Origin of the sequence: Alkalihalobacillus bogoriensis ATCC BAA-922 (genome assembly GCF_000621445.1) — a bacterium.
Classification (GTDB): Bacteria; Bacillota; Bacilli; order Bacillales; family Bacillaceae_F; genus Bacillus_AO; species Bacillus_AO bogoriense.
The window spans coordinates 1-24,744 of record NZ_JHYI01000027.1; the positions used below are offsets into that span (position 1 = coordinate 1).

Here is a 24,744-nt window from a genome sequence, read left to right on the forward strand (position 1 = left end):
ACCCGTTTCACGTAAAAAGCTAGCGAATGCTTCATCGGGAATCTGTTCTACGAGATCATTGACGGCGTAGGCAATATCATTTTCTTGAAGTTTTACTTCTAAATCTAGCGGTAAAATGATTTGATTCATGGTATAATGTTTAAACATAAGGATACCTCCGTTAAGTTATTGTGTGGTTACTTTAATTTTATCAGATGGTATCCTTATTTAAATCCTAAAAATTACTAAAATCTAAAAATGTAAAATAAAGAGTGGCACTCACCCCAACTCATCAGGGTGAGTGCCACTCATTTTTTATTTACTGTTTTGTCCCAGCCTCTCTTATTTTTAATAGCTAATGCCATTGTCCATTACTTTCTTCATCATTAATTCGTCTAAGCTTTTAAATTCATAGCCTTGCTTTCGGCAATCATCAATGACTCGACCGAGTGCTCCGGCATTATCACTTGAGACAGAGTGCAATAACATTATCGAACCTGGGTGGATTCGTTTCATAATTTGATTATACGCATAATCGGCGCCTTTTTGTTTATCAGTTTCCCAATCTTTATAGGCCATCGACCAGAACACATTAGTATAGCCTAGTTCTTGCGATAATGCTAACGATTTTTCACTAAACGTTCCGCGTGGGGGGCGTAAATAATTCATCTCTTTTACACCTGTTAGCTCAGTAAATTCTTTTTTTAACTTATTTAATTCTCGTTTTAAACGTTCATCGTCCACTTTTGGCAAGCTTGGGTGATGATAGGAATGGTTTCCGACAATATGTCCTTCATCGACCATTCTTTTTACTAGCTCTTGCTCTGTTTGTAAATAATGTCCGGTAATGAAAAACGTAGCTGGGACTTCTTTTTCTTTTAACACATCTAATACTTTTTCTGTATAACCATTTTCATATCCATTATCGAAGGTTAAATATAATTCTTTTTTCGATGTGTCTCCAATAAAAAAGCCACCGTACTTGTTTAATAACTCTAAGTAATGCGGTTCGGTTGTTACTGGTTTATTATCTTTTTCAGGTTTAAAACTCCAATGGTATTCTGTTGTGTCATACGCATGAACCATGACTGGTATAAGTGTAAAAACAAAGAGTATACTACAAACAAGCATAAACCATCGTTTCATCCCTACTTCTCCCCTTATTTTTCATTTACGTATAGTGTTACTTCGTTTATGAAAAATATCCAAAGAAATTATGCGGTGTTCCGATGTTGTGTACTCATAATGACGAGTAAGCAAAGAAAAGGGTAATATAAATCCTTTTGTATGTGTTCGTGTGAAATATCAATGATATCACCATCCACTTCACCAAACATTTGCATCGCTTCTGTCGGAATTCCTGAAATTTGCATACGGAACATTTGATTTTCTTCTTGTGTGAGCATTTTAATTTCCAAGCTAAGCGCTGGCTTATCAATCGTACAAACAAGTTCTCCCGCACGGTTATAAATATGGGCATACTTTCCTTTTTCGCGTTTATAGGTTAAAGCTAACATCCCGTTTTCATCGAAAATTTCATATTCCGTCCGTAAGCCGCCACGTTTATCGATTGTGATAACATTTTCCTCATCCAACCTAAAAAACGAACGCTGAGGTAAAATAAACTGTAGTGCCGCAATTGAAAACAATGTCCTTGTTATTACTTGCATTTTTGTCAGTGGTTGTTCACGAACAACTCCAAGTGAGTTTCCTTGTAAATCATAGAAAGTATATGTTCTTGATACATCAAAGCTCGGGATAATCATCATCCGCGATGCCGATTCTAGCCGTTGTTTATCAGCCTGATCTTCCTCTAATTCAAACGCTTCTAGTTTATTTGTTTTTACAGCAAAAGACAGTAATACAGAGATAATACCAATCCCAATAAGAAGATAAGAAAGTGCTGTTGCATTTCCTATAAAAAGGCTTATGACCCCTTGAATAAGAAGCAAATTCCCCAATACTAACGGTGTCAATCCATGTTTTTGTTTTATTTTTTTCACTTCCAAATAACCATCTCCTGTCCTATTTCTCTCTTGTATGAAGTACGATTTATTATGCTAAAAGTTTCAGTAATTTCTTTTATAAAATCAGGTCTGAAGTCTGTGCTTAAAATGAGTCTACCATAATAATAGTAGGACAAAGACATCTTTTGTTTCACCTCGTCTTTTATTTTCACTATTGCCTGAACTAAAAGGTATAGACAACTAAACATATATATTTGTTAGGGCAATAGCGAATGATTCTATACATGTAAAGGGGATGTTTCATATGTTGAGCTTTTTGCAACGAATTGGGAAATCGTTAATGTTGCCAATTGCTGTGTTACCCGCTGCTGCGTTGTTGTTACGTCTTGGGCAAGAAGACTTTTTTGATTTACCTTTTATGGCTGGAGCCGGTGCTGCTATCTTTGACAATTTAGCACTTATTTTCGCAATCGGGGTAGCTGTTGGATTTGCACGGGATAACAACGGGTCGGCTGCATTAGCTGGGGCAATTGGTTATTTTGTTCTAGTGAATGGAACACAAGCGATTAATCCAGATATTAATATGGCGGTATTAGGTGGGATTATGAGTGGGGTTATCGCCGGTTTGCTTTATAATCGCTATCATGACATAAAACTGCCTCAATGGTTAGCGTTCTTTGGTGGAAGACGTTTCGTCCCGATTATTACAGCAGGGACAATGGTTATCCTCGCCGGAATTTTTGGGTTTGTATGGCCTCCTATTCAAGAATTTATTAATGGTCTAGGACAATGGATTATTGATGCAGGTGCACTCGGGGTCGGTGTTTTCGGATTTTTAAATCGCCTTCTTATCCCCATTGGATTGCATCATGTATTGAACAGCTTAGTCTGGTTTGTCTTTGGTGAATACAACGGGGTCACAGGCGATTTGCACCGTTTTTTTGCTGGTGATCCTTCAGCAGGTATTTTTATGACAGGCTTTTTCCCGATTATGATGTTTGGTCTTCCTGCTGCATGTTTAGCGATGATTGTGACAGCGAAAAAAGAAAAGAAAAAACAAGTGACCGGGATGTTTATCGGGTTAGCATTAACATCTTTTTTAACAGGAATTACAGAACCGATTGAATTTTCTTTTATGTTCTTATCCCCTGTGTTATATATTATCCATGCGTTGTTAACCGGATTAGCGATGTCGATTACGATGCTGCTTGAAATCCGACACGGCTTTGGGTTCTCTGCTGGGTTTATCGATTATATGCTCAACTTCGGAATAGCCCAAAAACCATTATTGCTCCTTGTCGTTGGCCTAATATACTTTGCGATTTACTTTCTCATTTTCTACATTGTCATTCGCGCATTTAACTTAAAAACTCCTGGCCGTGAAGATGACGATGAAGATGAAGAAACAAGTTCAACATCAACGTCAACAAAATACACAGCTATGGCAGTTGGAATCACATCTGCCTTAGGTGGAAAAGAGAATATTTCTTCAATTGACCACTGCGCTACCCGGCTTCGTTTAGAGGTTGTTGATATGAGTGTAGTTGATGAAACACTCTTAAAGAAACACGGGGCTAAAGGTGTCATGAAAATCAATCAAACGAGTTTACAAGTCATTATTGGAACTGACGTGGAATTTGTTAGTGATAAAATGAAGGAATTGTAACTAGTGGAAAAAAGCAGGTGTATGGACTGATTAAGCCTATACACCTGCTTTTTTGTATGAAATTTTAAAAATTATTATGAAATATTTTTTATAACATGTTAGATTCAAACTGTGTTCAATCATTCAAAATATGAAAGGGTGTTACTATGAATATGAAACTTGAAACTCTTCCTCCATACCGAATCGTTTTTGCCCGACAAGTTGGTCCTTATGGAGACGGAAACAGGAAAACGATGGAAAAAATTAAAAACTGGGCAAAAGAAAAACAATCGCTAACTTCAGCCGTTTTCCTCGGAATTGCCCAAGACAACCCCGAAACAACAAAACCTGAACAATGTCGCTATGATGCTTGTCTCGTCATCCCAAACGATTACAAACTGACCCGTGAAGAGGGTATCCATGAAGCAATACTCCCTGGAGGTCTCTATTTAGTATTTCAAGTCCAACATACAAAAGAAGCACTCCAAAAAGCTTGGACTGAGATTTTTCCTGCGGTTTATCAAAATGGATATGAAGTCGACAGTAAACCTGTAATGGAAAGATTTACTGGGGAAAGCGGAAAAGACGATATTTGTGAGTTGTGTGTTCCTGTAAAAATCGAATGAGGATGATTTCAAAAGTGAAAAAACTGAGGGACACGCCCCTCAGTTTTTCTTTATCAGTTTTACGAAGTTCGTAAGTCTTTCTAATGTAATCACATTTTGATTACACGTAAAGCTGTCATGGCAAATATAATTGCCTCTGCTCGTGTACGTTTCCATTCCACTTTTGACTGTTGCCATAAACAAGCCAACGTCTTCATGTCGATTACAAAGCGAACATATGCCTCTCATTTTCCCTTTAAATGTCCCTTGAATGCCTATTAAACTCTTGTCATCATTGAAAATGAGAAATTTCCTTTCTGAACGAACATCATACCAACCTAAATAAGATAATTCTCTAAAATCAATGTCCTCCAGTACCGGCATTTTTAATTTTTTCGCTTTCGGGAATAGTTTTGCCACCGTTTTTTCGCTCACGTATTTAAACGGAATGACGTACCCTTTTAGCTCTGATACAAGTCTTTCCACTTGTTCTACATTTTCAAATTCAATGAGTTTTTGTAATAATGCTTTTTGGCTCTCCTTTAATTCAGGGAACAATGCCACCATTTTATCATACGCATTTAATTTTAACGCCGAAAGGATATCTTCATCCCTCACTGTCGTTTGAGCGTGAACAAGGTGATTCAGTTGAAACTTAATAAAATTATATTGATCATTTCTTAGAAAAGGTGCCATTTCAATTATTAATTCATTTTTATTCGTCATTTCTGGTCAGCCCCTCATGTAGTTTAGTCGAAACAAGGCAAAACCAAGTAAGGCGAGTAGAATCGCTATTTACCTCATCCAAAGTTTCGCCCTTTAATAACAGACTTTGCATGAGGAAACTTCAAACATTGGCGGAAGAAAAGTTTTCGCCATTTGTTATCACCCCCAAAATACTTCCTATATTATACATAACTTTATAAGGAAAATCATTGGATTGATGACTTATTAAGAAAAACGCGTAGCGTCTTTTCTTTCAAGCGAAGTGCGGAGCCCTGCCCGCTTTTGAAAGTGAACCCCAAGTGCTCTTCTTGAAATAGCTTTCAAAGCTTCATTGCTATACTAAAATTTTTATGCTTTCTTATCTTTTAAAAAAAGTCGACTCTCAAACAAGAATCAACCTTTTGGTTCCACTATTATTTTGTCCTTCTTTTATGATTCTTCATTTCTAAATTGTTTATATTTTTCAATAACATAAACAACGATGGAAGACGTCATCAGCAATAAAATTACACCTAGAAAGCTAATCGTAAATCCATCACTGTGGGGAGTGATCGCATTTAATACATCCGTATTGAAGAAGGAACCTATTAAAAAGTACAGTATATATACCGAAAACATAACGATGGCACATAAAATAAATGTTTTAGTGGTTAGCTTTTTGATTGATTTTCACTCCTCTGCTGAAATTCAGTAGCTTTGTTTCATTTTACCACATACTGGATTGGTAAACTTGTTAATCATATAATAAATATATAATAAATCAAATACGATGGTAAGAGGTGATATTTTTGATTACTTCCATCACATTGTTTTATCTTTTCTTTTCCCTTGCATATAGCTGGAAGCTGAAAAAAGCGGATTTTCGAGATTGGCTTAATCTAATTAAAGTCATTGTCTTTCTACTATTGATGTTTGTTGGTTATGTAATTGCTTGGTTAACAGGAGATAAGCCTTAGTTTTCCTCCTTGTCAGTGTTGACCACTTTGTTACGGACATTTATTCCGCTATTTTAAGAAAAACAGGTGTTCTATGAATGCTATCGGACATTGGTTCCGTTAAATGAGCAAAAACAGCTCTCTTTATCCCTTGTTTGGTTATATAACGGAACAGATGTCCGATAGATATGTCAAAAGGGGAGTTTGGGGATGAAATAGCGGAACAGATGTCCATTAGCTTTTGACTGTGGACCCAGCTCTACACATGCTACTTCAAAAAAACACATGCGCAAAGAGAAACCTCTCTTTGCGCTGTTTTCATTCTACTTCGCGATAATATCTTGCTTCAAGGTCTTGAATCGATTTCCCGTCAAACTGTTTTTTGTCAATGACAGTCCACTCTTCTTTTTCTTGCTTTATCTCCCAAACAAAAATTGTTCCTTCTTTGTTTTTATAAAATAGAAATCCTTCGCCCCCACTCAATAAAGCAAGTGGTTGAACATCATGTTGTATGCTAATTTGATTCTCTTTATAAAAAGCTGCATGTAACTTTCTATCAAAGCCATGAAACATTGCTTTGGAATACTGATATTCATCTAGTTCAAAGTGTTCAATAACTTCTTCAAATGTTTCATCTTCTATAAATGTTTTTTTATCCATTTTAGTTTTGTCGCGAAGACCATACATTGTATGTTCAGAGATAGGTTCTGCCTGTAGTTCTGAGATTGGAATTGTAACCGATAACTGCTCCCACTCTTCAATCATTCCTTCTTCATATTTCATTGGGACAATCGTAAGTGTTTGATTGTCTTTAATGACTGGAAACGTGACAAAGGCCTTTATTTTCCAACTCTCACTGCTTGATACATATCCATGTTCTTTGTCATTCGCAAATGCTTCCACCCTTTTTCCGTTCATATCATAGACATAAAACGAATCAATAGTAAACTCATTTGATTGACTCCGCATTTCAAGCTGAACATGGGTCGCACTCGGGGTTGTCATAATCTTTTTCACTGTAAAAGTTTTATCCACTGATGCAACAGTCTGGTTCACAGTATATTCTTTTCCGCCTTTTATTTTTTGAGCTGGCAATGAAAATGTCCAGTTTCCTCTTTCTTGAAATACTTGTGTCACGTCAAATACGAATTCAAATTCATCTGGTAACTCGGCATACGTTGTTATCGTGCCAACAATAACATCTCCAACTTGTTGTTCATTTCTAGATACGCTAAAAGGAAGTTGACCATCAATGAAGAGCTCGCTTTCTTGTACCGCAAAAGAACCGTCGTATTCTTGATTTTGCGCTGGAATCATATAGCCAATTACAAAACGAACTTCATCATAATACACATCCGTCAATGTAATTTCGATTCCTTGGTCGGACACCGTCTCACCAACATAGGTAATTAAATTTTGCGAATCGGCCGCTTTTAACCCTTCATCTGTAAAGGGAAGTACAGCCTCGATGTACGGTATTTTTGATAACATACTTGCCATCGTTGTTGAGTAAAAACCTGATGTAGCCACTAATAAAAACATCATCGCCACTGCTACCACTGTAATTGCTGTTCTAGAAATCGATAGTTTCCTCTTCGATTGGCTTGCTTCCTCAATCGCTATCTGTATTTTTTCATTCAATTCTAACTCAGGTATTTCAATGCGGTTTGCATCTTGTTTAAATTTCGTAAATTTATCCATTGGCACACTTCCCCTCCAATACTACACGCAATTGCTGCAATGCTCGATGTAGTGTTGATTTCACTGTTCCCTCTGGTATATCCATAATGGTTGCAATCTCTTTATTAGGCAAATCCTCATAATATTTTAAAATAATGACACTTTTGTATTTGCCATTCAGTTGATCTATTGCTTCCATCAAATCGAGCTGGGTATCGATTTCAATTGCTTTATCCGGAATCCATTCTAGTAAATCATTTGAAATGAATATGACTTTCTGTTTCTTCTTTAAAAAATCAAGCGCACAGTGAATTAATATTTTCTTAATCCATGCTGTAAACTGTGCTGGTTCTTGTAATTTGTGAATAGAAACAAAAGCTTTATATACCGTATCTTGGACGATTTCTAATGCATCTGTTTGGTTTTTCACATGCAAAAAAGCAATGCGATATAATTTTTCCTTTTCTTCGTTTATTAAAAATTCAAATTCTTTTTTATTTCCTTTTATTGCTTTTTTCACTCGCTTTTCAACATCCATGTCCTTCCCCCTCTCCCTTCTAAGACTGTTTAGAAAGGGAAAACGTTCCAAAATCTTTTTTCTTTTTTTTTCTCTATCTATTAGTTATACAATAAGAAAACTATTTTGTGTGTTAAACTATAGCAATCTAATCATTTTGGAAGTCATATGAAGTTTTTCGTTTTCTTTGTTATTGTGATAACTTCTTATCTTATTAAAGGCGCCATCTTTTATAGCTTACGGAATAGGTTTAACGAAAAGCCTAAATTGAAAAAGTTTCTCGAAATTATAACTGTCAGTGTCCTTATGTATACTTTCATTTTATTTGCGGCCTTTTCTGGTATTATTACAGATTAACAGTTTGGATGATAATATCGTTATGGACATACGTTCCGCTATTTCTACAAATGTGCCTGTTTTTCAAGACCGTTCGGACATCTATTCCGTTATTCCTATAAAAAAAGTAGAAAGCACGACCCAAAAGAAAGAATAGCGGAACAGGTGTCCGTAACGTTTAAAGAACGCCGCTTTTTTGCTCAAGTAACGGAACAGAGGTCCGATAGCAAACAAGTTCACTAGTGCTCCCATTTCCCTGCTAATGGTAAAATAAGATAACATAACTTGTTTAGGTGGGATCCTATTGACTCTGTTTGAAAAATTATATTCTCTTATTATTTTATTCTCCGTCCTCATCGGTCTGATTATCGGACAAATTCAAGCGATACAAGCTCATGTTGATATTTTTATCGTCCCCTTGTTAGTCGCCATGCTTTTTATAACATTTTTACAAATCCCACTCGAAGATATCGCCACATCGGTTAGTAACATTACATTTACGCTAACATCCGTTACGATCAATTTTATATGGACACCACTCTTTGCTTGGGCTCTAGCTTCAATCTTTTTATTCGAGCATCCAGCCTTATATATTGGGTTCATCATGTTATTAGTTACACCATGTACGGATTGGTACTTGATTTTTACAAGTATGGCAAAAGGAAATGTTGCTTTATCAACAGCGATTTTACCTTTAAACCTACTACTTCAAGTTATATTATTACCGTTATACTTACTATTTTTTGCAGGAGCCACTGGGGCTATTGAACTTTCTTTTTTATTCGAAAGTGTCCTAATTGTGTTGATCCTACCGCTAGCTTTAGCTATCATTGTGAAATTTCTATTTAAAAAGAACAAGCAGGTATTCTCTAAATTCAGTGGCCTACCTATTCTATTTTTAAGCTTAGCCATTGTTGCAATGTTTGCTTCACAAGGAAATGTATTACTAGAAAACCTAGAAATCATGTGGATGCTTATTCTTCCTCTCGCTTTGTTTTTTGTTATTAACTTTTTTCTTTCCCAAAAGGTTGGTGACCAATTACATTTCACAACACAAGATAAAAAAAGTTTAACGTTAACAACATTAGCTCGGAATTCTCCACTCGCATTAGCAATTGCAATGACTGCTTTTCCTGATCAACCATTAATCCCACTAGTATTAGTCATTGGACCATTGCTGGAATTGCCGATTCTTGCCATGACCACACAAGTTTTATTAGCTTTTTCAAAAAAAGCGGATAAAAAATAAACCGGTAGAGAGTATTTCTCTAACCGGTTTATTCTTCATCCGCTTTATTCTCAAGGTCGTCGATGACATCTTTTAACGTTACATTTCCTAATACCTTTTCCATCGCTAGTTGGGCAGCTGTAAAGATAGGTTCAATTGTGGCTTGGATGTTTTTTCCTACAACACATTTTGGATTTGGTTTGTCATGAATCGAAAACAATTCGTTCTCTTGCACAACATTAACTGCTTTATACACATCCAATAGCGTGATGTCTGCTGAGTCTTTGGCGATTTTTGCTCCCGCTATACCAGGCCGCACCTCAACTAGTCCCTCCTTCTTTAACATTCCGATAAGCTTTCTGACGACAACCGGGTTTGTATTTATACTTGAGGCTATAAATTCAGATGAATTTCGTCCTTCTTTATTCATTTCTATTAATGTTAGTATGTGAATTCCAACAGAAAATCGACTGCTGATGGACATATGTTTACACCATCCTATATTTATGTGTTTATAGCTTAGATTTAAATCTATTATAACAAAGATATTTATTGACAACTACCTTACTTGTAACTAAAATGAATACATGTAATCAAGTTGGTTACAATCATAATCTTAGGAGGCATTTCCAATGAAAATATTAGTTACCGGAGCTACAGGGAAATTAGGCTCTAAAATCGTTGAATCATTATTAAAAACAATCCCAGCAAACCAACTTTCGGTTAGTGTTCGTCATGTTGAGAAAGCCGAAAGATTACGCTCTCAAGGTGTCGATGTTCGCCAAGCTGACTTTGATAAACCTGAAACGTTAGACGCTGCATTTTCAGGTATTGACCGATTACTTATCATTTCCGCAGATGGGGATAATGAAACGAGAATTCAACAGCATGCCAACGCTGTTGCGGCGGCAGAACGAGCTGGCGTATCCTTTATTGCTTATACAAGTCTTGCCAATGCAACAGAAAGTAACAACTTAATGGCACCCCCACACATTGCAACAGAAGCAGCGATTAAGAAAACAGGGATTCCGTATTCTTTTTTACGGAACAATTGGTATTTAGAAAATGAAATCGGCAGCATTCAAGGTGCATTGGTAGGTGCTCCGTGGGTTACTTCCGCTGGAAACGGTAAAGTCGGCTGGGCGTTACAACAAGATTATGCCGATGCTGCGGCTTCCGTTCTTATTGATGAAGGACATGAAAATACCATCTATGAACTATCAGGGCCCCTACTGACTCAAGAGCAGTTAGCTTCTGCTTTGAGTCGTGTTGTTGGCAAAGACATTCCCGTCCAACATGTGAATGACGATCAATATGCGGAAATTATGAAAGGGCTAGGAATCCCTGACTTTGTCATTCCAATTGTCGTTGGTATTCAAGAAAGTATTCGTAATGGTTCATTAGCAGTGGAAAGCAATGACTTTGAAAAAGTTCTCGGACGACCTGTTACCCCAATCGATAAAGCTTTAGAGCAAATTATTGAAACAATTCGAGAAGCATAAGAAAAACGCGAGAGCGTCTTTTCATTTCATGCGAAGTGCGGAGCCCTGCCCTCTTTTGAAAGTGAACCCCAAGTGCTCTTCTTGGGGTGAAACGCGCAGGTGCGCAGCCTTCGCTCTTCTAGAATAAGCTTTCAAAGCTTCACTACTATATCAAAATTTTTATCTTTCAATAAAAAAATCGCCCACCTCTGTATTGAGGGGGACGATTTTTTGTTATCGTTTGATTTTATCGGACATACGTTCCGCTATTTTGGCAAAAACAGCCGATTTCGAGATCCGTTCGGACATCTATTCCGTTACTTCGGTGAAATTGGTGTAAAAGTAGCGAGATTCTGTTCAATAGCGGAACAGATGTCCGTTACGAATCCCAAACCCGCTTTTCTTTTTAAAATAGCGGATTATATGTCCGATACGGTCCTTTAATTCTCTAATTCAAATTGGTTCTTTCTGTTGTTTTGAATATAAAGCTTATGTCATTTTCGTTATTAGTATTAACGACATAATGCGCTCCAATAGTTTGATATAATCGTGGATTGACTAACCTTTTATTTTTGCGGATAATATAGATTTGACCTCGACTGTAATTCCTGCAAACATCAATCACTAAACCACATTCTAGTATTTTATTTTCAAGGATAACGATTTTTTCATAGCCAGCCTCAAATAATTCTAAATTAGCCTCTCTCTGTTCTAAGTGCATTACAGGATGTTTGTAGCCATATTGAAGCAATTGTTCTGCAACAATTTCATTACTGGTAGTAATGTCAATATTCTGACGGATAGGCTCAAATTGTTGGAAGAATACATGGTCTTTTAATTCATTAAGACATAATAATACTTCCTTCTCCTTTTTCGTACTCATTAATATATCTCCTTTATTTAGGTTTCCGTTCATCCGCTACAATATGAATATCTACATTTTCTGTCATTCTCATTATTGTATTTACGATAGATCCTTTCCACACCTCTTCCCATCTTGTTCGGGCTGATTGACCTAATACAATGTGGGTTATATGATGGGCTAGAATGACATCACAAAGAACGTCAGGTACTTTTTTTCCCTTTGTTCTTTCTATTAAAAATGTGGCACCGAATTCTTCACTTAACTTTCGCCAAGAACGGACCCTTTTTCGCTCACTTGCTATCAAAGCCGCTTTATCACTACTTAATACGTTAAGCACATATAAATCTGCCTTTAATCGTTTCGCCATTCGTGCCCCTCTTCGAATTAAACGTTCTGCACTTCCTTTATATTGAACACATACTAGAATCTTTTCTGCTACTCCAATTTGACTCTCGCCTTTTTCAATTCGGTCGTCTACATCATTCGCAATTTCTCGTAACGCTAATTCTCGTAACGCTCCTAAATTACGTAGCGTAAAAAAATGATGAAGTGACTGTTCAATTTTTTCTTTAGCATAGATTTTCCCATCCATTAAACGTTGCTGTAACGTTTCCGGGCTCACGTCCACGAGTACAATTTCATGCGCCGCATGCAATATCCAGTCTGGAACTCTTTCTCTGACTGAAACTCCTGTGATTCGTCCTACGATATCATGGACACTTTCAATATGCTGTATGTTCACAGCAGATAACACTGAAATGCCCACATCTAATATATTTTGTATATCTTGATATCGTTTTTTATTATTTGAACCAGGTACATTCGTATGTGCTAACTCATCTATAATGACAACATCAGGATTACGCCGTTTGATTGCATCCACATCTAGTTCTTTCAACTGACGACCTTTGTATTCAATAGTTTTTAATGGAATCACTTCTAAATCCTTAATTTGCTCTATTGTTTGTGTACGGTTATGAGTTTCAATAAGCCCAATGACAACATCTACATTTTCCTTTCTTAATTCATGGGCTTCATGCAGCATTCGATATGATTTCCCAACTCCAGGGGCAGAGCCGATAAATAATTTTAATTTACCACGCTTCATTTTTTCAATTTCACGAATTATGTCTTCAGGTGTTTTCCGTTTATAATCAGGCAAAGGAGAAAACATACAAAGTCACCCCGTTTCAATCTTTCTCCTTTTCGACATCCTATTTAAGTTCATCTAAACGCAAATTAAGTAAAAGTACATTCACTCGCGGCTCACCAAACAGGCCAAGCTCCCTTGATTCCGTTTGCTCATTAATTAATTGAATTAACATTTCTTTTTTTATACCTGTTTCCTCAATCACCCTTGGAACTTGAGCCAAGGCGGCGTTAGGAGAAATATGCGGGTCCAATCCCGAAGCTGAATTGGTGATTAAATCTACTGGAAGCTCCTCTACTGGTACATCTGGATTTTCAATGTTCCATGTTTCTACAGACTTTATCGCTCTTTGTATCATGTCTTGATTAGAGGGGCCATAATTTTCTGAACCTGACCCCATCGCATCATAGTCAATACTAGATACCCGTCCTTGAAAATAACTAGGGCTATTAAATGATTGACCAATTAAACTTGACCCGATTGCTTCATTATTCTCGTTATATAACAAACTTCCATTTGCTTTTTCTGGCAACATAACTTGTGCAATCCCAGTCACTGTAAACGGGTAAATAAATCCTACGAGTATCATCAGCAGAAAACTACTCCGAATAATCGTCTTTGCCATTCTGTTCATATTTAACTTCTCCACTAAAATTACCCCCTTCTTCTTTTAGAAAAAGACTTGTAATATCATATCTATCAACTTAATCCCGATAAATGGCACAGCTATCCCACCAAGTCCATAGATGAGTAGATTTTTCTTTAGTAATTGGTTTGAACTCATCGGTTTGTAACTAACGCCTTTCATAGCTAACGGAATGAGTAGCGGTATAATCAACGCATTAAATAGAAGTGCTGCTAACACCGCGCTCATTGGCGAATGTAAATTCATAATATTTAGTGCATTCATTTCTGGTATAGCGACCATAAACATTGCCGGTATAATTGCAAAATATTTAGCAATGTCGTTTGCAATACTAAAGGTTGTTAAGGCCCCTCGTGTCATTAATAGCTGCTTCCCAATTGAAACTACTTCTATAAGTTTAGTCGGATCAGAGTCAAGGTCTATCATATTTGCAGCTTCTTTTGCCGCAATAGTTCCACTATTCATTGCAATCCCAACATCAGCTTGAGCCAAAGCTGGTGCATCATTCGTTCCATCTCCTGTCATGGCTACTAATTTTCCATTAGCTTGCTCTCGACGGATAACAGCAATTTTATCTTCTGGTTTGCTTTCAGCTATAAAATCATCAACCCCTGCTTCTTTTGCAATCGTAGCAGCTGTTAGTGGATTATCGCCTGTACACATGACTGTTTTTATTCCCATTTTTCTCAGTTTATCAAATCGTTCCTTCATTCCAGGTTTTACGGTATCTTTTAAATAAATCAACCCATACACTATGTTATCAACTGCAACTGCTAGTGGCGTTCCACCCTCCGATGCAATCAAATCACGGTTCAATGTTACATCTTCTGGAATTGTTCCTCCTTGTGATTTTACCCACTCAACAATCGAATCAACGGCTCCTTTTCTTACTTTTCTTCCATCCAGTAAGTCAATCCCACTCATTCTTGTTTCTGCTTTAAACTCGATAAACTGTCCAGATAAACCTAACTTTTTATCATATTGAACGTTTTTTTGATCGAGCAGCTGGAGGACTGACCTTCCTTCTGGAGTTTCATCCTGTGCGGAACTAATAGCCGCCCATTCGGCAACTACCTCCTCTTTATGTTGACCAACTGGAATAAACTGATAGGCTAAACGGTTTCCAAATGTAATTGTTCCTGTCTTATCTAAAATAATCGTATTAACATCACCGGCAGCTTCAACCGCTTTCCCTGACATTGCCAGTACATTGAACTTTGTCACTCGGTCCATACCTGCAATCCCGATCGCTGACAATAAACCACCAATTGTTGTAGGAATCAAACAAACAAGTAAAGCAATTAACATTGGGATTTCTAACTGAATCCCTAAATAGCGACTGAAAAACGGAAGGGTTACGACAACAATTACAAATATAAGAGTTAAACTTGTTAATACGGTATTTAACGCAATTTCATTCGGTGTTTTTTGACGTTCCGCTCCCTCTACTAACGAAATCATACGGTCTAAGAATGACTCTCCTGGGTCACTAGTTATTCTTATTTTTATTTCATCACTTACAACTTTAGTCCCGCCAGTGACTGAACTAAAGTCGCCACCCGCTTCTTTTAGAACCGGTGCTGACTCCCCAGTAATCGCAGATTCATCAACAGATGCAATTCCTTCAATAATTTCACCATCACTTGGGATTGTATCTCCTTGTGCGACAACAACGACATCTCCTTTTCGCAAATCAGAAGATAATATCGTTTGAATGTTTCCTTTTTCTGTAACTTTTTTAGCCTTACTTGCTTTTTTTGATTGTTTTAAAGAGGCTGCTTGTGCCTTTCCTCTTCCTTCTGCAATAGCTTCAGCAAAATTAGCAAAAAGTAAGGTGAATAATAGAATCAACGTAACACTGACATTAAACCATGGTTCAATTTCACTTCCAAATACTCCTGGAAATATGGTAATGAGTAAGGAAAGTATAAAACCTATCTCTACAACAAACATAATAGGATTGTGTATCATTGATTTCGGATGTAACTTAATAAAGGAATCTTTAATTGCTTGGTAGAGCATTTCTTTATTAAAGGCGTTCTTGCCTTCTTGAAGTTTGTTTTCCTGTTCATTTATATAAATGTGACTCTTCCCCACATTCATTCCTCCTTCAACTGATTATTTTAATACTAGAAATTCCGCAATCGGTCCTAACGCTAATACTGGGAAAAAGGTAAGGGCACCGACAATAAATATCGTTCCAACTAAAATGATGCCAAACAATCCATTATCCGTTCGAAATGTTCCTATCGTTTCTGGTACAGTTCGTTTCATCGCTAGTGAACCGGCAACCGCAAGCAATGTTATAATAGGGAAATATCTTCCGATAAACATTACGATTCCGGTCGTAATATTCCAAAATGGAGTATCATCATCTAACCCTTCAAACCCAGAACCATTATTACCGGCAGATGAGCTATACTCATACACAACTTGACTAATACCATGATACTCAGGGTTTGTTATTGCTTCTTGACCTAAAGGACTATACAAAGCTAAGGCAGACGCACCAAGAATGAGAATTGGGTGAATTAATAATGTGATAGCTATTAGCTTCATTTCTTTTCCCTCGATTTTCTTTCCTAAAAATTCTGGTGTTCGTCCTACCATTAATCCGGCAAGGAAAACCGCAATAATCGCATACATAATCACATTCATAAAGCCGGCTCCAACGCCACCATAGACAGTATTAAGCATCATATTCATTAAAGCTACCATCCCACCGATAGGAGTTAATGAATCATGCATTGCATTTACGGCACCTGTTTCTGTTGCAGTAGTTACCGTTGCATACAAGGCTGAATGGGCTGGGCCAAAGCGAACCTCTTTTCCCTCCATATTTCCTTGTTCAGTATTTATACCTAGTTGGTTGATAACAGGGTTTCCCATATATTCTGACAAGACCGCACCACTTAGTAACATCAAGAATATCAATGACATTGATACAAATAAGACTCTTCCTTGTTTTTTATTTCCTACCATTTTTCCATATGTGAATGGTAAAGATGTTGGTAGTAAAAACATAAGTAATATTTGCAGGAAATTACTAATACCATTTGGGTTTTCATATGGGTGAGATGAATTTACTCCAAAGAAGCCACCACCATTATTTCCTAATTCTTTTATTGATAGAAAAGAACCAACAGGACCTCTTGCTATTTCCTGAATATCTCCTTCCAACGTCGTAACCGTAGCAGCGGGTGCTAACGTTTGAGGAACTCCTAGTGCAACAAACACTAACCCACTTATAAAGGCAATCGGTAGCAACACTCGGATTACTGCACGGTATAAGTCAACAAAAAAGTTGCCAATCGGTTTTCCTGAAAGTCCTCTAATGAAAGCTATGGCAACCGCCAAGGCTGTCCCTGGTGCTGCAAACATCATAAATAATATTGCAATTAATTGTGCTAAATACGAGAGTCCATCTTCCCCGCTATAATGCTGAAGATTTGTATTAGTCATAAAACTTATCGCCGTATTAAAGGCAAGTGACGGATCCATTGAACTTACATTCGCAGGATTTAATGGGAGATAGCCTTGAAATCGAAAGATTATATAAACTAATGCAATCATAAAGGAATTCGTACATATAACCGCTACAGCATATTTCTTCCAACTTTGTTCGTCAGTTTTTATCCCGCCAATTTTAAATAAAATTTTTTCTATAGGTGCAAAAACTCGGTCCAAACTCGTCTTTTCATAATCGAATGCTTTAGCTATATATAACCCCATTGGTTTTGCTAACAGTAAAGCAACTAGTAGTGTAACAACAATAGATATGAGTGTAATAAACATAGAATACCCTCCACAAGAAATTGAAAATCGTTAAAATTTTTCTGGATGTAACAACACATAACATAAGTAAATCCCTACAAATAATGTCACACCAATAAGCAACAACATCATTTTTTTTCACGTCCTTCATCCGTTACTGTATCTGACCATTGAATGAGTCCAATCATTAGAGAAGAAAGAAATACAAATAACAAAGTTAACACAATATCCACTTCTACCCCTCCTTAGAGCTGAAACAAAAAAAGCCACGAGGAAGAGAACGACTCTTCTCGTGACTAATCATTGCAGCATAAATAAGCTACTCACAAGAGTTTCTCTTCACACGCTTACGAGGTTAGCTGTCGGATTAGGAATTAAAGAGTATCCCCTCTTAACGACGTTAAGACTCACCCCTAGTAACATGACTGTTACGAAATTGGTTCCCCCGCTTCTGTTGAATTCAGCGTATTCTTATTAATATTTTATTTTCATCTTATTATCTTCCTTTAGTAAGAGCTGACTAAGTTCATGTGCAGCTACGCTCGAATCAATACCTCTTACATATAAAGACACTTTTTGGGTTTTGTTTAACATAAAATAAACAACTGTTCCCAACAACCCTTTCCCATTTATTTTACTTTCACCATTACATAGAAAAATGTCAGAGGAATATCTCCCAGCTGCTGTTACAAAGTCAAGCACTTGTTCCATCCTCATTTCTTTTACTGGATAAACCTGAACCAAAATTTCCATTCTAGCAATCTCCTTAACAAAAAAAACTACGAAAGGAGAAATTTTCGTAGTTTTTTGCATGACTAATAAACCATGCTAACACGGATTTTTCTCCAAACGCTTACGAGGTTAGCTGTCGGATTAGGGACTAAAGAATATCCCCTCTTAACTTCTGTTAAGACTCACCCCTAGTAACATGAATTGTTACAAAATTGGTTCCCCCGCTTCATATTGAATTCAGCGATTTCCATTATTCACTTATCAAAAGATTTGAAAGACAATTATCCTTCACTGAGTAAAACAACTTACTTGCTCATTCATTCTCCCCTCTCTAAACGCTTACGAGGTTAGCTGTCGGATTAGGGACTAAAGAGTATCCCCTCTTAACGGCGTTAAGACTCACCCCAGTAACAATATTTGTTACAAATATGGTTCCCCCGCTTCTATCGAATTCAGCGACATGGTATATATTTGAATTTCTGAAATGAATGTTACTCCTACCAAAATCGTTTGTCAATAACTTTTTTAGACTTTTTTTACACCCTTTTACTAAAATTCATCTCTATATAAATAAGTAATAACTGAGCTTTTTAAATTTTTTATTTTCTTTTTCCAAAAAAAATGTTGACAATCGGAGCACTTAGCATTAGATTAATATTCATAAAAACACTAACAAAATATACCATCCTTAATTCGCTGAATCTATTTGAGCGGGGGAACCAATAAATATGGAAAAGCTATGAAACTCTTTTCCTTGGGGTGAATCTACAATGTAGAAAGGGTACTCTCAATCCTTAACCCGACAGCTAACCTCGTAAGCGTTATAATCGAACCGAGAGAAGGGTCTATCACAAAAAAGACCATTCTATTTGAGGAGGTCTTCTTTCTTTTGCTAGGTTATGCTTTTTCATTAAGGACGTTAACGTACAAATTAAAATGATTAGCAAAGGGGTAACTTGATATGGTAGAAAATATATTAGTTTGTGTTAGTAATCCAAACCACGCGGAAAAATTAATCCAAAGGGGCAAAACTCTAGCAGACGCTTTCTCCGGAAATTGTTATGTATTATTTGTTTCCCCTAACTCACCAGATCGCTTGAGTTTTAACGAAGTTCAATTGAAAGTTTTTTACGAAAGCTTGGCAGATAAATATCGTTTATCCTTCATTATACGGTACGAACAAAAAAATGTAGCCGTTTCTGTTTGTGAGGTAACAAACGAATATAATATTACTCAAATTGTCTTAGGTCAGGCTATCCAATCTAGATTTGAGTATGTAATGAAAGAACCATTAATTAACAGTATTCTTAAAAGAATTTCATCTGTTGATATTCATGTTGTCGAAGTGAGCAGAGAGTGGTTTTATGAAACCGAATCTCATGATAAAGGGGTTCCTTCCTTTTTGAGTAAAAGTGAAGAAGGCTATGCTTTATCATTTGAAAAACCATTACACCCCTTAATTCAAGGAATTTTTTTCAAAGAGAGTTCTACCGACTTTGAAAATGGTTTTTTTGTTATTCGAAATGAAACTGACTTTACAGTAATCCGAGTAAGAAATGGCACCGTAAATAATGAGGACATTGCCGAAGAGTTAGACGTTTCATCCTCTTAAAAATAAAAATGAGCTCCCAATGACATTTTTCCATTGGGAGCCCTACTAAAACATTGTCGATAAAGGAAAAATAATGACAATGTAAAACAAAGTCATTTACGCCATCAAAAATCCACCACTGACACTAATGCATTCTCCATTCACAAAACTAGAATCATCCGACGAGAGAAAAGACACGACTGAAGCAACTTCTGCTGGCTCACCTACACGGCCAGCTGGCGTTAACATGAGTGCCATCATTTTAATATTTTCTGGCATATTTTGTGTCATTTCTGTATCGATTTGACCTGGCGCAATCGCATTGATTGTAATGTTTTTTAAGCCATTTTCTTTTGCCAATGTTCTTGTTAGCCCAATAACACCAGCTTTTGATGCACTATAGTTTGCCTGGCCCATATTGCCCCAGCTTGATGTCGAGGATACATTAACGATTTTCCCATACTCTTGTGCGCGCATGTTTGGAATAACGGCTTGGCATGTATGAAACATGCTCGTTAAGTTCACATCAAGAACCGAATCCCACTGGTCTTTTGTCATTTTATGAAAAAACGCATCTCTCGTAATTCCTGCATTGTTTACTAAAATATCAACCTTGCCAAACTTTTCATAGATTGTAGCAAAGACATCATCTACACTTTCTCTATCAGCTACATTGCAAACCATTGGAATAACAGTTTCACCTGTTTCATCAAGTTGAGATGCTGTTTGTTTGAGCTTTTCTTCATTCAAATCAAGGGCGACTACACGGGCACCATCTTCGACTAATCTTTTTACAATTTCAGCGCCAATGCCTTGGGCGCCACCTGTTACGACTGCAACTTTATTTAGTAACTTTCCCATCTCAATTCCTCCGTACTTCACAAAGACTTTCACCTTTACTGATTGTTTTTTTCTTCTTCTCGTAGTGCTCTACGTAATACTTTTCCTACCATAGTTTTTGGCAGCTCTTCACGGAATTCATATTTCTTTGGTACTTTATAAGCGGCAAGTTTTTCACGGCAATAGGTATCAAACTCTTGTTCAGATACTTGCTCGCCTTCTTTTAACACGATAAAAGCTTTCACGGTTTCGCCTCGATATGGGTCTGGGACACCGATAACAACACATTCCATTACTGCTGGATGCTCAAAAAGAACTTCTTCTATTTCACGTGGGTAAATATTAAACCCACCTGCTATAATCATATCTTTTTTCCGGTCAACGATATAAAAATACCCTTTTTCATCCATATATCCCATATCACCCGTATACAGCCATCCATCTTGAATCGTATGAGCTGTTTCTTCTGGGCGGTTCCAGTAGCCTTTCATCACTTGTGGCCCTTTAATAATAAGCTCCCCAACTTGACCCGATTCAACTTCCTCCCCCGTATCAAGTGAAATGATTTTGGCATCTGTATCTGGCCACGGTACCCCGATGCTTCCTGTCACTCGGTCACCACCCCAGACGAAATTACAATGTGTAACTGGAGATGTTTCTGTTAAGCCATACCCTTCTACAAGAACTCCCTTTGTAATCTTTTCAAACTGCTGCTGTACTTCGATAGGTAACGGCGCTGAACCACTAATACATGCTTTAATGGAGGATAAATCATAATTACTAATGTCAGGGTGATTTAATAAGCCAATATACATCGTGGGTGCCCCTGGAAATAAAGTTGGCTTTTCCTTATCGATCGTTTTTAATGACGTTTTCGGGTCAAATTTTGGTAAGAGAATCATGGTCGATCCCATATAAATACTTGAATTCATGACAACTGTCATTCCATACACATGGAAAAACGGAACAATACCAAGCACTCTTTCTTTACCGTATTCAGATTTATATAACCACTCATTACATTGAACAACGTTTACAATTAAGTTCCGATGAGTGAGCATAACTCCTTTTGCTAGTCCAGTAGTTCCACCTGTATATTGCAAAATCGCAACATCGTCCGGTGTCGCTTCAATAGATAATGCCGTTGGGGAGCCTGCTTTCATCACTTTTGTAAACGAAAGAATCTCATCTGAATATGGAACCTTTGTGTTCATCCCGTTTTTCTTTGCTACTAACGGAAAAAGAAGATTTTTCGGAAACGGTAAATAATCTTTTAAACTAGTTATGAGTATCTTTTTTAACTTTGACACTTTTTTTACTTTCTCAATCTTTGGATACACCCAATCAAGAGCAATCATAAAGGTTGCACCCGAATCGTTGAGCTGATGCTCTAATTCCCGCTCTACATACAGTGGATTTGTTTGCACCACAATACCGCCAACCATTAAAACAGCATAATAACTAATTACCGCTTGAGGACAGTTCGGTAGCATAATCGATACACGGTCACCCGATTGTAACCCTAGGTCTTTTAAGCCATTTGCTAGTTTAACCGTACTTTCATAAAGTTCTTTATAGGTTAACGTACTACCCATAAATAAAATGGCTCGTTGATCAGGGTTTTTCTTGTAGGCTTTTTCTAAGAAAGAAACAAGAGAAGTTTCAGGATATTGAATCGTTGTTGGAATTTCTTTCGGATACTGAGTCTTCCACACTTTGTCAGCTACTACCATTAACAATACCTCCTTCATATAGAGTGAATGAACAACCATTCACAACTTTATTACTATTATAATGTAAGCGCATTCAGATTGAAAGAGAACTTTTTCATTTTTTAGAATAATAGAACTTCCTTTATTTAACTCTTATTTATTACCACTCTCCTTTTTTTAAAGATAGATAATAAAATCATAACTCCCATACACAACAAAACGACGTAAAAATATGGACTATATACTACATTCATTAGATGAAACGGGGCTTTGTTTTCATAAACAGCTTTGAACCATGCTCCTGCTTTCTCTTCCACCGCAATCGCTTCATTCGTTTCTATTCCTTCAATCTCATAATATTTCGTTCCCTTCGGATAGGAATTCGAAGCATTACCATAATATCTTCCTGTCATATCGTTTGGTTTTGTTGTTACTTTGCCGATTTGTTGACCGATGAAACTTTCTCCCACTTCTTCCCCTGTCACTTGATATACATTCCCGTTCCACACTACAAATGGATATGCCCAGCTTAATGCTTGGACGGGAGTTGTTATCAAAACCATGAATACCATAAACATCATTATCTTTTTTCTCATTTTTCTTTCCCCCATAGTTTATTTTAAAAAAGCCAATTAAAGAACAAATCCAAAATAATAAACAATAAAGATGGCTGTAAACATGGCTTCTCCCAATAATACATATAAATCTAATTTTGTCTTTTGTAATTCGGTTAACGTGTGGTACATAATATACACCCGTAAAACGATAAGAATACCAGCGACAATAAGCAAAAGTACATTACCGATCAGTACAAAAGCAATGATAAAAATAATCCATTTGAAAATAAAAGCACCAATTACCTTCATCGCGAAAAGTCGCCATTTTGGAATCAATTCAAGCTCAGATTGGAGTTCTGAATTTTCGAGTTCTTTTAATTGTTGTTTTGTTTTTTTGTATTCTAGTAAGCTACTTATATAATTCCACATTAACAATAGGCAATAACAAAAAAGAATGATATGCTCTGTTGTCCAGTTCATAAAAGTCATTCATTCAGCTCCTTTTACACATTCTCTCTTCTTTAATGTTAACATGTTTTACCAGTTGATGATGTAGTAAAAAAAGAATGCCTAAAAAGGTGGAATTCTTCTTTTTAGGCAACCATTTTGTTTATTTTTTTCCGTTCATAAGCAAAAAAGAACATAATAACCCCTAAACCTGCACAAATCATATACATAACAGAATAAGAAAAAAGATCCGCTATTGGCCCCAGAATGACGCCTCCCAACGACACTCCTAAATCAGCCATCGCAATAAATAAACCTAAGAGAACATTTCGGTTTGCTTTTGGTAACACAAAGGACAAGTACGTCGTTAGTGTCGGGTAAAGAAGAGCTTGAGCAATCCCCATCAATACGGCTCCAACATAAAAGAAAAGAGCTCCACCAACAAGGGAAAAGCTGATGCTTTGAGCAGCTACCGTTAACAACAACATCGTGCCCATAATAAAAGAGGAATGCCATTTTCCATCTGATGGAATCCTCTTTCGTAGCGTGAAGCGAGCAAATACAACAGTCGCTGCTTGAAGCATGAGGTATATCCCTGCATTTCCTGCTTTTATTTCCATCGCATATAACGGAATAAACACAGTGACGGCTCCAAAAATCATCGAAGATACTAACATCAATATACTGCATTTAAATAAAAATGGATTTTTGATTAACTGAGCAAAAAAACTCAACATTTTAACCTTCTCATTTGAGGCAGGTATTGGTTCTGTCTCTTCTTTTTCTATTTTCGCACTATAACCGAAAACTCCAGTCGTCATCGCGATGGCAACCATTATGACTGTAAAATAACTCATCCCACCTTGCCATATCCCTAATGCCAGTAGGGGTCCGATAATTCCAGGTAGATAAGAAAATAAGGAATAAAGAGATATCCCTTGAGAACGGTCTTTTTCAGGTAACGCATCAATAATTCCAATTTGTAATGCCATCGAAAAAAAAGCCGTTGATACTCCTTGGAGCATCCGTGCAATGAGATATCCTCCTAATCCCGTCATCGTATAAAGGATGAGAGCGAATCCATTAATAACTAAAATGATACGTAACACTTTAATTGGTCCATACTTTTGAATCATTTTTCCTGCCCAAGGACGAAAAAACATCGTTGTAAATAAATAAGCGCCCATAATCAAACCTATAGTTGCGTTCGTTGCTCCTAATGATTCTCCTTGAAGGGGAATAATCACATTCAGCATGGAGTTAGCACTAAAATAGAGAAATACTAATACATACAGCCGCAAAAATGGCCAAGACATTGCCCTACTACCCAT

Annotated in this window: 25 protein-coding genes and 4 riboswitches; of the genes, 7 read left to right on the plus strand and 18 right to left on the minus strand. The window is 36.9% G+C overall.

What is annotated here, in order from left to right; translation table 11 throughout:
• Positions 1 to 327 precede the first annotated feature (327 nt).
• Positions 328 to 1,065, minus strand: coding sequence for a delta-lactam-biosynthetic de-N-acetylase (gene pdaA / locus T323_RS0111350; RefSeq protein WP_245613719.1), 738 nt, complete (start codon positions 1,063 to 1,065; stop codon positions 328 to 330).
• Positions 1,066 to 1,193: 128 nt separating this feature from the next.
• Complete coding sequence (locus tag T323_RS0111355) at positions 1,194 to 1,988, minus strand: hypothetical protein (RefSeq protein ID WP_026673386.1); 795 nt, start codon at positions 1,986 to 1,988, stop codon at positions 1,194 to 1,196.
• 262 nt (positions 1,989 to 2,250) lie between these two features.
• On the opposite strand from T323_RS0111355, the gene nagE reads away from it, so the two are divergent.
• Positions 2,251 to 3,612 (plus strand): N-acetylglucosamine-specific PTS transporter subunit IIBC, encoded by a 1,362-nt coding sequence (gene nagE, locus T323_RS0111365; protein WP_026673387.1) that lies wholly within the window; start codon positions 2,251 to 2,253, stop codon positions 3,610 to 3,612.
• Positions 3,613 to 3,758: 146 nt separating this feature from the next.
• A complete protein-coding gene (locus tag T323_RS0111370) occupies positions 3,759 to 4,217 on the plus strand; it encodes an AraC family transcriptional regulator (RefSeq protein ID WP_026673388.1) in 459 nt (152 codons plus the stop codon).
• Between the two features lie 39 nt (positions 4,218 to 4,256).
• Here the strand turns inward: T323_RS0111370 and T323_RS0111375 are convergent, their stop codons facing one another.
• The gene (locus T323_RS0111375) at positions 4,257 to 4,922 is read right to left on the minus strand and encodes a FusB/FusC family EF-G-binding protein (RefSeq protein ID WP_084309253.1); all 666 of its coding nucleotides are present in this window, start codon (positions 4,920 to 4,922) and stop codon (positions 4,257 to 4,259) included.
• Between the two features lie 788 nt (positions 4,923 to 5,710).
• Here T323_RS0111375 and T323_RS28835 point away from each other — a divergent pair.
• The gene (locus T323_RS28835; protein WP_156942436.1) at positions 5,711 to 5,878 is read left to right on the plus strand and encodes a hypothetical protein; all 168 of its coding nucleotides are present in this window, start codon (positions 5,711 to 5,713) and stop codon (positions 5,876 to 5,878) included.
• 297 nt (positions 5,879 to 6,175) lie between these two features.
• Here the strand turns inward: T323_RS28835 and T323_RS0111385 are convergent, their stop codons facing one another.
• Together T323_RS0111385 and T323_RS0111390 are read right to left on the minus strand one after the other, a co-directional pair.
• On the minus strand, positions 6,176 to 7,558 hold the full coding sequence (locus tag T323_RS0111385) for a DUF4179 domain-containing protein (RefSeq protein WP_026673390.1): 1,383 nt from the start codon (positions 7,556 to 7,558) through the stop codon (positions 6,176 to 6,178).
• Entirely contained in the window at positions 7,551 to 8,075 is a 525-nt protein-coding gene (locus T323_RS0111390; RefSeq protein WP_026673391.1) for a sigma-70 family RNA polymerase sigma factor, read from the minus strand. The genes T323_RS0111385 and T323_RS0111390 overlap by 8 nt, the downstream gene beginning before the upstream one ends.
• Before the next feature lie 619 nt (positions 8,076 to 8,694).
• Here T323_RS0111390 and T323_RS0111400 point away from each other — a divergent pair.
• Positions 8,695 to 9,639 (plus strand): arsenic resistance protein, encoded by a 945-nt coding sequence (locus tag T323_RS0111400; protein ID WP_026673393.1) that lies wholly within the window; start codon positions 8,695 to 8,697, stop codon positions 9,637 to 9,639.
• 28 nt (positions 9,640 to 9,667) lie between these two features.
• Here the strand turns inward: T323_RS0111400 and T323_RS0111405 are convergent, their stop codons facing one another.
• Positions 9,668 to 10,102, minus strand: coding sequence for an Rrf2 family transcriptional regulator (locus tag T323_RS0111405; protein ID WP_026673394.1), 435 nt, complete (start codon positions 10,100 to 10,102; stop codon positions 9,668 to 9,670).
• Between the two features lie 148 nt (positions 10,103 to 10,250).
• Between T323_RS0111405 and T323_RS0111410 the strand changes: the two genes are divergently transcribed.
• Together T323_RS0111410 and T323_RS0111415 are read left to right on the plus strand one after the other, a co-directional pair.
• Positions 10,251 to 11,120 (plus strand): SDR family oxidoreductase, encoded by an 870-nt coding sequence (locus tag T323_RS0111410; protein WP_026673395.1) that lies wholly within the window; start codon positions 10,251 to 10,253, stop codon positions 11,118 to 11,120.
• Positions 11,121 to 11,330: 210 nt separating this feature from the next.
• Positions 11,331 to 11,543 carry a hypothetical protein gene (locus T323_RS0111415; protein ID WP_026673396.1) on the plus strand — a complete coding sequence of 71 codons (213 nt, stop codon included), beginning with the start codon at positions 11,331 to 11,333 and terminating at the stop codon, positions 11,541 to 11,543.
• Positions 11,544 to 11,547: 4 nt separating this feature from the next.
• Here T323_RS0111415 and T323_RS0111420 read toward each other — a convergent pair whose 3' ends face one another.
• The 7 genes from T323_RS0111420 to T323_RS0111455 all read right to left on the minus strand — a co-directional run bounded on the left by T323_RS0111420 (position 11,548) and on the right by T323_RS0111455 (position 18,287).
• Positions 11,548 to 11,982 (minus strand): hypothetical protein, encoded by a 435-nt coding sequence (locus tag T323_RS0111420; protein WP_026673397.1) that lies wholly within the window; start codon positions 11,980 to 11,982, stop codon positions 11,548 to 11,550.
• Positions 11,983 to 11,995: 13 nt separating this feature from the next.
• On the minus strand, positions 11,996 to 13,138 hold the full coding sequence (gene kdpDN / locus T323_RS0111425) for a KdpD-like non-kinase potassium sensor (protein ID WP_026673398.1): 1,143 nt from the start codon (positions 13,136 to 13,138) through the stop codon (positions 11,996 to 11,998).
• Between the two features lie 40 nt (positions 13,139 to 13,178).
• Positions 13,179 to 13,748, minus strand: a complete 570-nt coding sequence (kdpC, locus tag T323_RS0111430; RefSeq protein ID WP_156942437.1) for a potassium-transporting ATPase subunit KdpC — start codon at positions 13,746 to 13,748, stop codon at positions 13,179 to 13,181.
• A gap of 36 nt (positions 13,749 to 13,784) precedes the next feature.
• Entirely contained in the window at positions 13,785 to 15,857 is a 2,073-nt protein-coding gene (kdpB, locus tag T323_RS0111435; protein ID WP_026673400.1) for a potassium-transporting ATPase subunit KdpB, read from the minus strand.
• Positions 15,858 to 15,878: 21 nt separating this feature from the next.
• Complete coding sequence (gene kdpA, locus T323_RS0111440) at positions 15,879 to 17,555, minus strand: potassium-transporting ATPase subunit KdpA (RefSeq protein WP_026673401.1); 1,677 nt, start codon at positions 17,553 to 17,555, stop codon at positions 15,879 to 15,881.
• 30 nt (positions 17,556 to 17,585) lie between these two features.
• The gene (kdpF, locus tag T323_RS29755; RefSeq protein ID WP_084309254.1) at positions 17,586 to 17,666 is read right to left on the minus strand and encodes a K(+)-transporting ATPase subunit F; all 81 of its coding nucleotides are present in this window, start codon (positions 17,664 to 17,666) and stop codon (positions 17,586 to 17,588) included.
• 196 nt (positions 17,667 to 17,862) lie between these two features.
• Positions 17,863 to 18,010, minus strand: a riboswitch (cyclic di-AMP (ydaO/yuaA leader).
• Positions 18,009 to 18,287, minus strand: coding sequence for an HPr family phosphocarrier protein (locus T323_RS0111455; RefSeq protein WP_026673402.1), 279 nt, complete (start codon positions 18,285 to 18,287; stop codon positions 18,009 to 18,011). It overlaps the preceding riboswitch by 2 nt.
• 83 nt (positions 18,288 to 18,370) lie before the next feature.
• Positions 18,371 to 18,519, minus strand: a riboswitch (cyclic di-AMP (ydaO/yuaA leader).
• A 67-nt stretch (positions 18,520 to 18,586) separates the two neighbouring features.
• A riboswitch (cyclic di-AMP (ydaO/yuaA leader) is annotated at positions 18,587 to 18,734 on the minus strand.
• Between the two features lie 216 nt (positions 18,735 to 18,950).
• A riboswitch (cyclic di-AMP (ydaO/yuaA leader) is annotated at positions 18,951 to 19,101 on the plus strand.
• A 126-nt stretch (positions 19,102 to 19,227) separates the two neighbouring features.
• Between T323_RS0111455 and T323_RS0111460 the strand changes: the two genes are divergently transcribed.
• Positions 19,228 to 19,878: an adenine nucleotide alpha hydrolase family protein gene (locus T323_RS0111460; protein WP_026673403.1), complete on the plus strand. Its 651-nt coding sequence runs from the start codon at positions 19,228 to 19,230 to the stop codon at positions 19,876 to 19,878.
• Between the two features lie 96 nt (positions 19,879 to 19,974).
• Here the strand turns inward: T323_RS0111460 and fabG are convergent, their stop codons facing one another.
• From fabG to cntE, 5 genes are all read right to left on the minus strand, one after another.
• Positions 19,975 to 20,718 carry a 3-oxoacyl-ACP reductase FabG gene (gene fabG / locus T323_RS0111465; protein ID WP_026673404.1) on the minus strand — a complete coding sequence of 248 codons (744 nt, stop codon included), beginning with the start codon at positions 20,716 to 20,718 and terminating at the stop codon, positions 19,975 to 19,977.
• A gap of 35 nt (positions 20,719 to 20,753) precedes the next feature.
• On the minus strand, positions 20,754 to 22,430 hold the full coding sequence (locus tag T323_RS0111470; protein ID WP_026673405.1) for a long-chain-fatty-acid--CoA ligase: 1,677 nt from the start codon (positions 22,428 to 22,430) through the stop codon (positions 20,754 to 20,756).
• A 125-nt stretch (positions 22,431 to 22,555) separates the two neighbouring features.
• A complete protein-coding gene (locus T323_RS0111475) occupies positions 22,556 to 23,005 on the minus strand; it encodes a hypothetical protein (RefSeq protein ID WP_026673406.1) in 450 nt (149 codons plus the stop codon).
• Between the two features lie 36 nt (positions 23,006 to 23,041).
• Complete coding sequence (locus T323_RS0111480; RefSeq protein WP_026673407.1) at positions 23,042 to 23,455, minus strand: hypothetical protein; 414 nt, start codon at positions 23,453 to 23,455, stop codon at positions 23,042 to 23,044.
• Positions 23,456 to 23,559: 104 nt separating this feature from the next.
• Positions 23,560 to 24,744, minus strand: coding sequence for a staphylopine family metallophore export MFS transporter CntE (cntE, locus tag T323_RS0111485; protein ID WP_026673408.1), 1,185 nt, complete (start codon positions 24,742 to 24,744; stop codon positions 23,560 to 23,562).

Excerpts from the sequence above, each read along its gene's own strand:
- T323_RS0111470 (WP_026673405.1), bottom strand. The coding sequence starts at position 22,430 with ATGGTAGTAGCTGACAAAGTGTGGAAGACTCAGTATCCGAAAGAAATT.
- kdpC (WP_156942437.1), bottom strand. The coding sequence starts at position 13,748 with ATGAACAGAATGGCAAAGACGATTATTCGGAGTAGTTTTCTGCTGATG.
- kdpF (WP_084309254.1), bottom strand. The coding sequence starts at position 17,666 with ATGATGTTGTTGCTTATTGGTGTGACATTATTTGTAGGGATTTACTTA.
- T323_RS0111455 (WP_026673402.1), bottom strand. The coding sequence starts at position 18,287 with ATGGAAATTTTGGTTCAGGTTTATCCAGTAAAAGAAATGAGGATGGAA.
- T323_RS0111420 (WP_026673397.1), bottom strand. The coding sequence starts at position 11,982 with ATGAGTACGAAAAAGGAGAAGGAAGTATTATTATGTCTTAATGAATTA.
- nagE (WP_026673387.1), top strand. The coding sequence starts at position 2,251 with ATGTTGAGCTTTTTGCAACGAATTGGGAAATCGTTAATGTTGCCAATT.
- T323_RS0111410 (WP_026673395.1), top strand. The coding sequence starts at position 10,251 with ATGAAAATATTAGTTACCGGAGCTACAGGGAAATTAGGCTCTAAAATC.
- fabG (WP_026673404.1), bottom strand. The coding sequence starts at position 20,718 with ATGGGAAAGTTACTAAATAAAGTTGCAGTCGTAACAGGTGGCGCCCAA.
- T323_RS0111375 (WP_084309253.1), bottom strand. The coding sequence starts at position 4,922 with ATGACGAATAAAAATGAATTAATAATTGAAATGGCACCTTTTCTAAGA.
- pdaA (WP_245613719.1), bottom strand. The coding sequence starts at position 1,065 with ATGGTTCATGCGTATGACACAACAGAATACCATTGGAGTTTTAAACCT.
- T323_RS0111405 (WP_026673394.1), bottom strand. The coding sequence starts at position 10,102 with ATGTCCATCAGCAGTCGATTTTCTGTTGGAATTCACATACTAACATTA.
- kdpDN (WP_026673398.1), bottom strand. The coding sequence starts at position 13,138 with ATGTTTTCTCCTTTGCCTGATTATAAACGGAAAACACCTGAAGACATA.
- T323_RS0111460 (WP_026673403.1), top strand. The coding sequence starts at position 19,228 with ATGGTAGAAAATATATTAGTTTGTGTTAGTAATCCAAACCACGCGGAA.
- cntE (WP_026673408.1), bottom strand. The coding sequence starts at position 24,744 with ATGGGTAGTAGGGCAATGTCTTGGCCATTTTTGCGGCTGTATGTATTA.
- T323_RS0111370 (WP_026673388.1), top strand. The coding sequence starts at position 3,759 with ATGAATATGAAACTTGAAACTCTTCCTCCATACCGAATCGTTTTTGCC.
- T323_RS0111480 (WP_026673407.1), bottom strand. The coding sequence starts at position 23,455 with ATGACTTTTATGAACTGGACAACAGAGCATATCATTCTTTTTTGTTAT.
- T323_RS0111390 (WP_026673391.1), bottom strand. The coding sequence starts at position 8,075 with ATGGATGTTGAAAAGCGAGTGAAAAAAGCAATAAAAGGAAATAAAAAA.
- T323_RS0111475 (WP_026673406.1), bottom strand. The coding sequence starts at position 23,005 with ATGAGAAAAAAGATAATGATGTTTATGGTATTCATGGTTTTGATAACA.
- kdpA (WP_026673401.1), bottom strand. The coding sequence starts at position 17,555 with ATGTTTATTACACTCATATCTATTGTTGTTACACTACTAGTTGCTTTA.
- T323_RS0111385 (WP_026673390.1), bottom strand. The coding sequence starts at position 7,558 with ATGGATAAATTTACGAAATTTAAACAAGATGCAAACCGCATTGAAATA.